At 67.4% G+C, this 11,204-nt stretch carries 9 protein-coding genes, 1 tRNA gene and 2 pseudogenes; 3 read left to right on the top strand and 9 right to left on the bottom strand.

Annotated features, from left to right (window positions below; genetic code table 11):
- Nucleotides 1–368: 368 nt before the first annotated feature.
- The 6 genes and pseudogenes from Q1A87_RS08745 to lipB all read right to left on the bottom strand — a co-directional run bounded on the left by Q1A87_RS08745 (nucleotide 369) and on the right by lipB (nucleotide 4,239).
- Nucleotides 369–869 (bottom strand): DUF2244 domain-containing protein, encoded by a 501-nt coding sequence (locus tag Q1A87_RS08745; RefSeq protein ID WP_299649820.1) that lies wholly within the window; start codon nucleotides 867–869, stop codon nucleotides 369–371.
- Nucleotides 870–892: 23 nt separating this feature from the next.
- Nucleotides 893–2,566: a cytochrome c oxidase subunit 1 gene (locus Q1A87_RS08740; RefSeq protein WP_299649817.1), complete on the bottom strand. Its 1,674-nt coding sequence runs from the start codon at nucleotides 2,564–2,566 to the stop codon at nucleotides 893–895.
- 172 nt (nucleotides 2,567–2,738) lie between these two features.
- Nucleotides 2,739–2,921, bottom strand: a pseudogene (locus Q1A87_RS08735) (isoprenylcysteine carboxylmethyltransferase family protein); the annotation flags it as partial.
- 12 nt (nucleotides 2,922–2,933) lie between these two features.
- Nucleotides 2,934–3,206, bottom strand: coding sequence for a hypothetical protein (locus tag Q1A87_RS08730; RefSeq protein WP_299649814.1), 273 nt, complete (start codon nucleotides 3,204–3,206; stop codon nucleotides 2,934–2,936).
- A gap of 7 nt (nucleotides 3,207–3,213) precedes the next feature.
- A pseudogene (locus Q1A87_RS08725) lies at nucleotides 3,214–3,432 on the bottom strand (type III polyketide synthase); the annotation flags it as partial.
- 156 nt (nucleotides 3,433–3,588) lie between these two features.
- Nucleotides 3,589–4,239: a lipoyl(octanoyl) transferase LipB gene (gene lipB, locus Q1A87_RS08720; RefSeq protein WP_299649811.1), complete on the bottom strand. Its 651-nt coding sequence runs from the start codon at nucleotides 4,237–4,239 to the stop codon at nucleotides 3,589–3,591.
- Nucleotides 4,240–4,341: 102 nt separating this feature from the next.
- Here lipB and Q1A87_RS08715 point away from each other — a divergent pair, with 102 nt between their 5' ends.
- Together Q1A87_RS08715 and Q1A87_RS08710 are read left to right on the top strand one after the other, a co-directional pair.
- On the top strand, nucleotides 4,342–5,973 hold the full coding sequence (locus tag Q1A87_RS08715; RefSeq protein WP_299649808.1) for a peptidoglycan-binding domain-containing protein: 1,632 nt from the start codon (nucleotides 4,342–4,344) through the stop codon (nucleotides 5,971–5,973).
- 125 nt (nucleotides 5,974–6,098) lie between these two features.
- A tRNA-Leu gene (locus Q1A87_RS08710) sits at nucleotides 6,099–6,185 on the top strand.
- Nucleotides 6,186–6,405: 220 nt separating this feature from the next.
- Here Q1A87_RS08710 and Q1A87_RS08705 read toward each other — a convergent pair.
- The 3 genes from Q1A87_RS08705 to pepN all read right to left on the bottom strand — a co-directional run bounded on the left by Q1A87_RS08705 (nucleotide 6,406) and on the right by pepN (nucleotide 10,859).
- Entirely contained in the window at nucleotides 6,406–7,083 is a 678-nt protein-coding gene (locus Q1A87_RS08705) for a hypothetical protein (RefSeq protein ID WP_299649805.1), read from the bottom strand.
- A gap of 231 nt (nucleotides 7,084–7,314) precedes the next feature.
- Nucleotides 7,315–8,187, bottom strand: a complete 873-nt coding sequence (locus Q1A87_RS08700; RefSeq protein WP_299649802.1) for a 1-acyl-sn-glycerol-3-phosphate acyltransferase — start codon at nucleotides 8,185–8,187, stop codon at nucleotides 7,315–7,317.
- Nucleotides 8,188–8,318: 131 nt separating this feature from the next.
- Nucleotides 8,319–10,859, bottom strand: coding sequence for an aminopeptidase N (gene pepN / locus Q1A87_RS08695; RefSeq protein ID WP_299649799.1), 2,541 nt, complete (start codon nucleotides 10,857–10,859; stop codon nucleotides 8,319–8,321).
- 112 nt (nucleotides 10,860–10,971) lie between these two features.
- Here pepN and Q1A87_RS08690 point away from each other — a divergent pair, with 112 nt between their 5' ends.
- Nucleotides 10,972–11,130, top strand: a complete 159-nt coding sequence (locus Q1A87_RS08690; RefSeq protein WP_299649796.1) for a DUF2256 domain-containing protein — start codon at nucleotides 10,972–10,974, stop codon at nucleotides 11,128–11,130.
- Nucleotides 11,131–11,204 lie beyond the last annotated feature (74 nt).

Raw genomic sequence — 11,204 nt, 5'->3', positions numbered from 1 at the left:
GCGCGCCGCAACGCTCATCAGGTGGCCGGGCGTCGAGAGCACCTTTCTGTTCGTCATAGCTACTGCCTTGCAAACCAACGCGAGGATCGTGGCAAGAACCCCAAAGCCCGGCTCACGGGATGAAGCACAAAGAAGATCAGCCCTTGACCGACGCGACTAAGGAACTCGGCGAGGCACTACTATAGGAACCCAAGGGCGCATACATCCCGTGCCGGATCGAAGAGGGATGCGCTAGGCTACGGCATTACCCGTAAGGTCGGATCGAAGTTGCTCATGATCGGGCGGCTGCGTCGAAGGGACGCTTCCGGTAGCCGCGATCGGTTCCGAAGCTATTGTCGGTGGGCCGGCCCCCTTGCAGTCAAAACGCTTCAGTCTCGCGGCAAAGACTTCACCCGGCCGAGCGCCGTGAGCAGACGGCGTTCGAGGTCTCGTCGTTCGGCTGGCGTCAGGAAAGCGCCGATCTCGACCTTGCGGGGACCGCCGCCGAGGGTGAGGTAGTGCTCGACCTGGCCGACTTTCTCATGCCGCTCGACTCGCAACCAGTACGGGTTCGCCTCCCAGTCGCGGCGGCGCCCGTCGGGATCGATCCGCACGAGACGGGCACGGTCGCGGGTCATCGCGAAGGTCTCGTGGATATCGCGGTCGCGCCAGTTCCGCTGGAGCGACCACCAGAGCCCACCCACCGAGATCATCGCGAAGGGCAGGATCGCCATGAAGACGACCGTGCCGAGGAGGCCGACCAGTGGAATGCAGGCCAGACCGAAGGCGATCCCGATCACCCAGACGAAGCCGGTGCCGGTCAGCGATTGGTGGGGCCAGAGCTCCACCTCGAACGCGAAGGCCCCGGACTGTGCCGGGGCCTCCTCCATGTCTCTGGTGACCCGGAAGGGCATCAGTGATGCGGATGCCGGTCCCACATCTCGCGCGTGGGCAGGGTCTCGAACGTGTGCTCCGGCGGCGGGTTCGGCAGGATCCATTCCAGCGTGTCCGCATGCTCGCCCCAATAGGCCGGCGTCCGCACGCGCTGACCGGCGATGATCGTGTAGAAGATCACGCCGATGAAGAACAGGAACGACGCGAAGCTGAGGAACGCGCCCCAGGAGGAGACGTGGTTCCAGAGCGCGAAGGCATCCGGATAGTCGATATAGCGGCGCGGCATGCCCTGACGCCCGAGGAAGTGTTGCGGGAAGAAGGTCAGGTTTGCGCCGATGAAGAACGCCCAGAAATGAAGCTTTCCGGCCCATTCGGGATATTGCCGTCCGCTCATCTTACCGATCCAGTAGTAGATGCCCGCAAAGATGCCGAACACGGCACCGAGCGACATCACATAGTGGAAGTGTGCCACGACGTAGTAGGTGTCGTGATAGGCGCGGTCGATGCCGGCCTGGCTCAGCACGATGCCGGTCACTCCGCCGACAGTGAACAGGAAGATGAACCCGATCGCGAAGAGCATCGGCGTCTTGAACTCGATCGAGCCGCCCCACATCGTCGCGATCCAGGAGAAGATCTTCACGCCCGTCGGCACCGCGATGATCATCGTGGCGACCATGAAGTAGCTCTGCTGCGTCAGAGACATGCCCACCGTGTACATGTGGTGTGCCCAGACGACGAAGCCGAGGGCGCCGATCGCCACCATCGCGTAGACCATCGGCAGGTAGCCGAAGATCGGCTTCTTGGAGAAGGTCGCGACGACGTGGCTGACGATGCCGAAGGCCGGCAGCACGACGATGTAGACCTCGGGATGGCCGAAGAACCACAGGATATGCTGGTAGAGCACCGGGTCGCCGCCGCCCGCCGGGTCGAAGAAGGTCGTCCCGAAGTTCCGGTCGGTCAGTAGCATGGTGATCGCGCCGGCGAGCACGGGCAGCGCCAGCAGGATGAGCCACGCGGTCACGAAGATCGACCAGGCGAAGAGCGGCACCTTGTGCAGCGTCATGCCCGGCGCGCGCATGTTGAGGAAGGTTGTGATGATGTTGATCGCGCCCAGGATCGACGAGGCGCCGGAGACGTGGACCGCGAAGATCGCGATGTCCGTCGACAGGCCCTGCTCGGTCGTCGAAAGTGGCGGGTAGAGCACCCAGCCGATGCCGGACCCGGCCTGACCGTTGCCGCCCGGCACGAGGACCGAGGTCACGGCGAGCGAGGTGCCCGCGACGAAAAGCCAGAAGCTGAGGTTGTTCAATCGCGGAAACGCCATGTCCGGCGCGCCGATATGCAGCGGCATGAAGTAGTTGCCGAAGCCCCCGAAGAGCGCCGGGATGACCACGAAGAACATCATCAGGATGCCGTGGCCGGTGATCAGCACGTTCCAAAGGTGCCCGTTGGGCGTGCATTCGCCGGCCGCCGCCGCGGTGAACCGCGCCCCCTCCATGCACATGTACTGGACGCCCGGGTCCATCAGCTCGAGCCGCATGTAGACGGTGAAGGCCACCGATATGAACCCTGCCAGACCCGATACGAACAGGTAGAGGATCCCGATATCCTTGTGGTTCGTGGACATGAACCAGCGCGTGAAGAAGCCGGGCTTCCCGTGCGCCTCGTGTCCCGTATGTGCGGCGTCGGCCATTCGGTCGCTCCCCGTGGACGTGAAATGCGATTCCCGCGCCGGGCGATACCCCGGCACGTTCGTGGCGCGTTCTAGCAATCGCGTCGCCTGTGGGCAACGGCACAAGAGGTCGCGCCGGCAGGGAAAGTTCCCGCGGCGGCGCGGGTCGCTCACGATAGGGCGCCAGGGCCCGCGACACGGCGGGAATGCGAACGCCGAAGAGGAGCGCGGCGTTCAGGATCGAGAAGACGAGCGCGATCCAGGGCAGGCCGAGCACGAGGGGGGTTACGGCGATCTCGGCAATGACGACGGCATGGTTCGAATGCGGGATCAGGCGGAACGGCCCGCGCGTGACGACCGGTTCGGGCAGGACGATGATCCGCGTGGTTTAGCGCTCCCCCAGTGTCGCGAGCACCCAGACACGCAGGAGCTGGAGCAGAACGAAGACGACGAGCCAGCCCAGATGGACCGGCTGGTCCCATCCGAACCAAGCGAGCGCGCCGATCCACGCGGCGTGCAGCGCGACGATGGTGGGATAATGGACCGCGCCATGCTCGATCCCGCCGCGTGCGAGGAGATGCGCCGTGTTGCGATGCGCGATCCACAGCTCTCCCAGCCGCTGCGCGACGAGGAAGGCGAGGAACGCGGTTGCGCCGCTCATCCGCGCCTCAAGCGGCGATCTCCAAGGGCACGTAGGAGGCGGTGAAGCCGGGACCGAGACCGCACATCAGCATGCGCCCGGTCCGTCCGGCCTTCCGCGCCGCGTCGAGCACGAAGAGAACGGTGGGCGCGCTCATGTTGCCGTGCTCGCGAAGCACCTCGCGTTCGAGGTCGAGCGCACCTTGCTCGATGCCGAGCGCGGTCTCCAGCGCGACGATGACCTCGGCGCCGCCCGGATGTCAGAGCATGCGGTCGAACTCGTCGCGCGTCCGCCTATGGATGCGAGCGCGGCTTCCGTCGCCTCGGCCATGTGGCGGGTGGCGAAGTCGGGGGTCCGTCCGCTGCACATGGCGCGGGGCGGGTCGCGTCAGTTCGCCGTAGCGTCAGGTAAAATGACGCAGGAAGGTCCGCCGGAGCGCGTCGTCGAGATCGCCCATCGTCACCGGCAGGCCCAGATCGACGAGCGACGTGACTCCGTGTCCGGTAATGCCGCACGGCACGATGCCGTCGAAATGGCTCAGATCGGGTTCCACGTTGATCGACAGGCCGTGAAAGCTCACCCATTTCGTCAGGCGAATGCCGATCGCGGCGATCTTGTCGTCGCGCGTGGTGCCGTCGGGCAGGGGAGGCTTCTCGGGCCGCTCGATCCAGACGCCGACGCGGCCCGGACGGATCACGCAGCGGAGTCCGAACTCCGCAAGCGCGTCGATCACCCAGGCCTCGAGCGCCTGCACGAAGGCACGCACGTCGCGGCCGCGCGCGCCGACGTCGAGCATCGTGTAGACCACGCGCTGACCGGGGCCATGATAGGTGTATTGCCCGCCACGCCGTGCCTCGAACACGGGGAAGCGGTCGGGGTCGCGCAGGTCCGCAGGCCGGGCGGACGTGCCGGCCGTGTAGAGCGGGGGATGCTCTAGCAGCCAGATCGCCTCGTTCGCCGCGCCGTTCCGGATGGCGGCGACGCGGGCCTCCATCTCCGTGATCGCCCGATCGTAGGGCACGAAGTCGTCGGACAGGATCCAGTCGGGCTGCATCTTCAGGCTCCTCCACAGAACGCCTTCCCGCCCACAACTTTTCGTTAGGCGCAGAGCCGAATCGGTGGCAATGTTTCGCCCGTTACCTGAAGGGACGAGTTCATGTTTACAAATCGCATTGTCGCGGCTGCCACCGCGATCACCCTCTGCCTTCCCGCACCGATGGCGCTTGCCGGCGCGGACGACATCGCCGGGGGCATCATCGGCGGGATCATCGGGGGGGCCATCGCCAACCACGCGCAGCGGCCCCGCACGGTCTATCGGTCGACCACGCCGCGCCGGTTGACCCCCACCATGAGTTCCGCGCAGCGCCAGCAGAACCGCGAAGTGCAGACCGCGTTGAACTATTTCGGCTTCGATGCCGGCGGCGCGGACGGCGTGCTGGGCGCACGGTCGCGCGGGGCCATCTCCGCCATGCAGGCCTTCCTGACGCTGCCCGCCGACGGCACGCTCACCGATTTCGAGCGCAACGTGCTGACGGCCGCGCATACCCGCGCGATCTCCGGCAACCCGGACACCTTGCGCCTGATCTCGACCTCGCCGCTCGGAGCGCGTGCGGCGCTGAAGGCGCAATACGCGCTGATGACCGGAGGGCCCGTCGAGGCCGAGCCAAGGGAGCGGATGGTCGGCTATCCGGGCCTGCCGCTCGAAGTCAGCCGCGCGGTGGACGAGATCGCGGCCTCCTCGGACCCGTCGCCCGAGCAACTCCTGCAGCGCGCGGGTTTCGTGCAGCTTGCCGACCTGAACGGCGACGGCAACAACGACTTCATTCTCGACACGTCCTATTCCGGCTCGTCGTTCTGGTGTTCGGCCCAGCAATGCAAGGCGCTGGTCTTCGTTTCGACGCCCTCGGGTTACGCGCGGAACGACCTTCTCGCGCATTCGCCCACGCCGGCGAGCTTCGAATGTTACGGCGATGGATGCCGGCTGGCGGACGAGGCGACCACGATCTTGGCCGCCAAGCCCGATGCGCCGGCCGTGCAGGAGCCGCCGGAGACCACGCTGGCGGCGGCACCCGCCCCGGCGCTGCCCTCCTTCGCGGCGCCGGTTGCCGCGGCCAACTCCCTGGCCAGCCATTGCGGCAAGGTGAACCTGCTGACGGCGCAGCGCGGCGGGTTCGTCCTCGCCTCCGACGGTGGCGACGCGCCGGTCGCGCGTGCCGAGCAGTTCTGCCTCGCGCGGAACTTCGCGGTCGATACCGGCGAGCAGATGGTTGCGGCGATGCCCGGCACGACGATGGAGATGGTGCAGGCGCAATGCGGCAGTTTCGGCCCCGCCATGTCCTCGCAGATCGCGGCATTGTCCTCGAAGCCGCAGGCCAATGTGATGGAGGCCGTGGACGCCTTCGCCGCGACCACCGGCATGACGTCCGACCAGTTGCGCACCACCGCCACGCTCTGCCTCTCGGCGGGATATGCCAGTGACAACATGGGCGTGGCGCTCGGCTCGGCGCTGCTCCTCGTGTCGATGGGATCGGCCCCGCATGCGGAGCTTCTCGGCCACCACCTGCAGGACGGATTCGGCACCGCGACGCGGTCGGACCTCGCGCGGGACTGGTACGGCACGGCGATCGACGCGCTGACGGGCGGGGCGGAGCCGGTCTTCGCGCCGAACCAGCCGAACCGCACGGAGCTGCTCGTCTGGGCGGCCGGTCTCGCCGAGACTGACGCGGCGGAGGCCCCCGCGCCGATCCCGGCAACGCTGCCGGCTTTCCCGGCACCAGTGCAGGAATGACATTCGCTGTATGATGGTCTAGGGCGCGCCCGTCCGGGCGGGTCTTTTTTTGCGGCCGGCGGGCGCCGACCCCCTTGCCGCGGCGGCCCGCCGCCGCTATCCCCCCGCCAGTCCGATTGGCCGATGCGGTCGTGGCGGAATTGGTAGACGCGCAGCGTTGAGGTCGCTGTGGGGTAACACCCGTGGAAGTTCGAGTCTTCTCGACCGCACCAATCGGATTTGACGCGACGCCGCCCTGATCGGGCGGCGTTGCGCGTTTCCACTCTTCGCCTTCGATAGGTCGAATTTCGCCGTCGCCCCGGCCAGGCCCCATCCGGGTCCGACCGACCTCGCCGGCACTCGGGAGGAACGTCACTTTGCGTGGTCACTACGGAGTTGAACCTTGTCGATCTTCTTCCACAATTTGACTTGCGAAGGTGCGAGCAGCCCGAGTCAGGTGAAGCGGCGGACCAGTCCACCGAGGCCGAGCGCGCCGACGAGAAGCCAAAGCGCCGGGGGCAACGGTACGACCGGCAGGTCCGATTCCGCTGGATTCTCGGGGCCGCGGGTTGGCTTGAGACTGGCCTCCGGGGGCTTTCCCGAGTTGATCAGCGGCGGTGACATCACGAACGGCGGGGGCCCCGCAGCCGGACTGCCCGCTCCGCCGCGGGTGGTCGAGCCCGCACTCGTTTGCACGGCGAGAATCCGCGCCGGAAAGACGACGGGCGCCCAGAAAGCCAGCGTTTCGTCGTCGCCGTAGGACACGTCGCGGATATCTGCGACGTCGAGGGTGCGCCACGCTCCGCGGGTTTCAGCCACGCAACGATCGGCATAGCGCGCGACGTAATCGCCCCATTCGACCACGTTCGGCCTCCGCCCCATCAGCATTGCAAGCTCCTCGGGGGCAATCTGGCGCTCGCAGGGCTCGGGCAGGCAGGTCCGCGGCAGCACGACGCCCTTGCCTTCGGCCCGGTAGGCCGTTTCGAGCAGGATCTCGGGGATGCAGGTATAGCCAAGCTCGTCGCGCTCGGTCAGCGCGGCGAGCGTGACGGCGGAGGCGGGGACGGGTCCGAGCGCGAGCCCGGCGGACATGATCGCGATCGCTACGCGGTTCGGTGAAAGCTGGACCATGGGGATCTCGTCGCCTTTCCAACGACGGCCGTCGGCCGCCACCTGACGTCTGTTCGCGTCCGGTTCCTGTCACGAAAGTTGCGAAGAAAGGGTTTCGGCGGTTTGCCCGCTTCGTTCCGAATTGAGGCAAAGTCCTCCGGACCTGGCCCGACAGGTCGATCGAGGGTCGAGCGGGTCAGTCCGGAATCCGCCTCGGGAGAGGGCAATCAACGACGACCCGCCGAAGTCGGATCAGGCCGTGCGGGGCCCCCGCAGGCGGCCCGCCGGGCGGGTATCGGTCAGCTTGATCTCGCCGTGACGTTCCGATCCGAGGCGCAGGGTCGCATCTCGCAGCATCTCGATCCCCGCAGCGGCGTCCTTCGGCAGCGCGGCGCCGTCGATCGGGCGTCCGAAGGTGATGTGGTAGGGCTGCACGTCCTTGTTCAGCGTCTCGTGGAACAGGGTGATGTCGCGCAGCGTCGGGTGGATCGCGTCGAAGGCGTAAAACATCGCCGAGTTCCGCGCGCGGATATGCACGGGAATCACCGGCAGCTCGAACTTGCGGGCGATCATCGCGGCCGAGGCCATCCAGGGCCGTTCGTGCAGCCGCAGACCGCGTCGCTTGGCCAGCCGTCCGGAGGGAAAGATCACGCCGATCCGCCCCTTCTCGAAGGCGGTGCGGGTCAGGGCCATCGTCTCCCGCGTCTTGGTGACGGTCCGCAACTCGGGACGCCATTCGACCGGAACGATGAGGTCCGCAAATTGCGGCAGGACGCGGATGATGTCGCTGTTGGCGTAGATGAACGCATCCGACCGCCGCCGCACGAGCAGGTCCTGAAGGATGATCCCGTCGGCGATGCCCGTCGGGTGGTTGGCCACAACGAGGGCAGATCCGGTCGCCGGAATGTTTTCCAGCCCGGTCGCCGTCACCCGGCGCGCGATGCGGCGCGCGAGGTCGGCCATGATCCGGTCGACGGGGAGGTCGACGTAATGCGTCCCGATCTCGACCGTCCGCTCGTAGGCCAGCAACCGGTCGAGAACGATACGCGCCGCGCGCGCGGCGACCGAACCGCGGGACAGCCAGGGCGCCCGTTCGGCGATCATGGGGTCGAGGCGGTCGCGCATGTGCTTGTCCGTAACGGTCGTGGATGTCGGGCCCGTGACGGACCTGATGGTCTTGCGCGGAAATATAGGCAGGCCACGGACAAATCCACGCGAAATTAAGAACCCGTTCGTAACGGTACGATCCCGCCGCTTCAGCCCAGCATCCGCTCCACCATCTCCGACAGGTCGCGGCTTAGCCCGTCGGTCGCGGCGATGCGCTCGAGCGCGCCGCACATCAGCGCCTGACGGTCGGCGTCGTAGCGGGTCCAGCCGTCGAAGGCCTGCGACATGCGCGCGGAAAGCTGCGGATTGGCGCCGTCGACGCGCAGGAGCCAGTCGGCGAGGAAGGCATAGCCCGAGCCGTCGGCGGCGTGGAACCCCGCCGGATTGCCGCCCGTCAGCCCGCCGATGACGGCGCGCAGGCGGTTCGGGTTCCGTCCGTCGAAGTCGGGATGGGTCATCAGCCGTTCGGCCGTGCCGACCGCGTCGCGCGGCGCGGCATGGGCGACCTGCGCCATGAACCACTTGTCCATGACCAGCCGGTCGTGACGCCAATCCGCCTCGAAACGGCCCGCCACGCTCTCGTCGCCGGCTTCGAGCAAACAGACGAAGGCCGACATCCGGTCGGTCATGTTGTCGGCAGCGTCGTAGGCGACACGCGCGGCCTTGCCGCCGTCGAGATACGTTTGCAGGCGCAGGAGCGCCGCGCCGAGGGACCGGCGACCGGCATCCTCGGCGCGCGGATCGTAGGTGCCGGGGACGGCCATCGTGTCCCGCAGGGCCGGAAGGTCGTCCGCCAGACGCTCCGCGACCGCCAGTTGCGCGGCCCGGCGGACGGCGTAGATCCGGTCCGGGTCCGGCACGTAGCCCGCATTGTGCAGCGACCCGGCAAGGTCGTCCTCGGAGGGCAGCGAGAGATTGAGCGCGCGGAAGGCCGGGGCGGCCTCGGCATCCGTCGTCACCGCGGCCACCGCGTCGAGCCACGCCGCGTCGAACCCGGCCTCTTCGGTCAGCGCCCGCATCAACCGATCCTTGGCCAACGCGCGCCCCGACTCCCAGAGCGTGAAGGGCGCCGTGTCGTGCGCCAGCAGCGTAAGACGGTCCGCGTCGGACTGCTCGAACTCGAGGATGACCGGAGCGGAGAAGCCGCGCAGCATCGACAGGACCGGGCGCTCGGGCAGATCGAAGGTCATCGACGCTTCCGCCTCCCGCAACTCGAAGACCTCGGTTTCCCGGATTTCCGCGCCCTCCCGGTCGAGCAGGCCGAAGGCCAGCGGAACATGCATCGGCGCCTTGTCGGTCTGACCCGGCGTGTCGGGAACGGTCTGTTTCAGGTCAATGCGATAGGTGCCGTCGTTGAAGCTCTCCGTTACTGCCACGCGGGGTGTGCCGGCCTGGCTGTACCAGAGCTTGAACTGCATCAGGTCACGGTCGCCGGCCTCCTCGAAGCAGGCGAGCCAGTCCTCGATCGTGCAGGCCTCGCCGTCATGGCGCTCGAAATAGAGGGCGACGCCCGCGGCATAGCCGTCGTCGCCCACGAGACGCCTGAGCATGCCGATCACCTCGGCACCCTTCTCGTAGACGGTGGCTGTGTAGAAGTTGTTGATCTCCACGAAGCTCTCGGGCCGGACGGGATGGGCGAGGGGGCCGGCATCCTCGCGGAATTGCCGCGCGCGCAGGTTCATCACGTCGCCGATCCGCTGCACCGCGTAGCCGCGCTCGTCCTGGCTGAACTGCTGGTCGCGGAAGACGGTCAAGCCTTCCTTCAGGCAGAGCTGGAACCAGTCGCGGCAGGTGATGCGGTTGCCGGTCCAGTTGTGGAAGTATTCGTGCGCGACGATGCGCTCGATATTGGCGTAATCCGCGTCGGTCGCCGTCTCGGGCGAGGCCAGCACGTAGCGGGAGTTGAAGACGTTGAGTCCCTTGTTCTCCATCGCGCCCATGTTGAAGTCGTCGACCGCGACGATGTTGAACACCGACAGGTCGTAGGCCCGGCCGTAGACGCGCTCGTCCCAGGCCATCGAGCGCTTCAGGCTGTCCATCGCGTAGGCCGTGCGCCCCTCGTCGCCGGGTCGAACCCAGACGTTGAGCGCGACCTCCCGGCCATCCATCGTGGTGAAGCGGTCGGAGGTCGCGACGAGGTTCCCCGCGACCAGCGCGAAGAGGTAGGTGGGCTTCGGCCAGGGGTCGCGCCAGCTTCCCGGCTGAAGCTCGTCGCCATTCGAGAGCAGCACCGGCAGGTCGGCCTCGATCTCAACGTCGTAAGTCGCCATGACGTCGGGCCGGTCCAGCATCCAGGTGATGCGGCGGAACCCCTCCGCCTCGCATTGGGTGCAGTACATGCCGTTCGACATGTAGAGGCCGGTCAGCGTCGTGTTCCGTTCCGGCGCGATCTGCACCTCCGTCTCGAGAAGGAACGAGTCGGGCATGTCCGTCAGGATCATCCGGTCGCCCTCGATCCGCATGCGGTCGCCCGGATCGACGCCATCCACGAGGACCGTGATCGTCTCCAGCGCCTCGCCGTCGAGCACCATGTCGCCCGGTCCCCGCCGCTCGCAGGACAGCCGCGCCTGCACCCGCGTCGCGAGCGGGTCGAGGCGGAAATGCAGGTCGACATGGGTGACGGTCACCGCGGCCGGGGCGTAATCCTTCAAATGAACCCGGTTGTCCTGGGCGGGGGCGGCGTCGCGCATTGCATTCTCCTTCGTGACGGCCGGACGCTAGGCCCGGCGCAAGCCGGTGGCCAGCCCCTGTCCGCGCGACCCCGTGCCGCTAGATGGCGGTCGGCATGGGCAGGGAGGTATCATGGCCAAGATGGTGCGGAAGGGCGATCTGCCAACCAAGGTCTGCGCCCGCTGCGGGCGGCCCTTCGCGTGGCGTCGCAAATGGGCGAAGGACTGGGACGCGGTCCGCTATTGCTCCCGCCGGTGCCGCGAGGGAGCGGCAGGGTCGGGCAAGGCCTGAGCGTCGCCTGTACAGCGCGTTCTGGTTGCTCGCCCTGCGCCCAAGGGCTAAGCGTCGCGCCGAAACCGAACCGG

This window comes from uncultured Jannaschia sp. (assembly GCF_947494055.1).
GTDB lineage: Bacteria > Pseudomonadota > Alphaproteobacteria > Rhodobacterales > Rhodobacteraceae > Jannaschia.
This window is presented reverse-complemented; position numbering and strand designations above follow the sequence as displayed.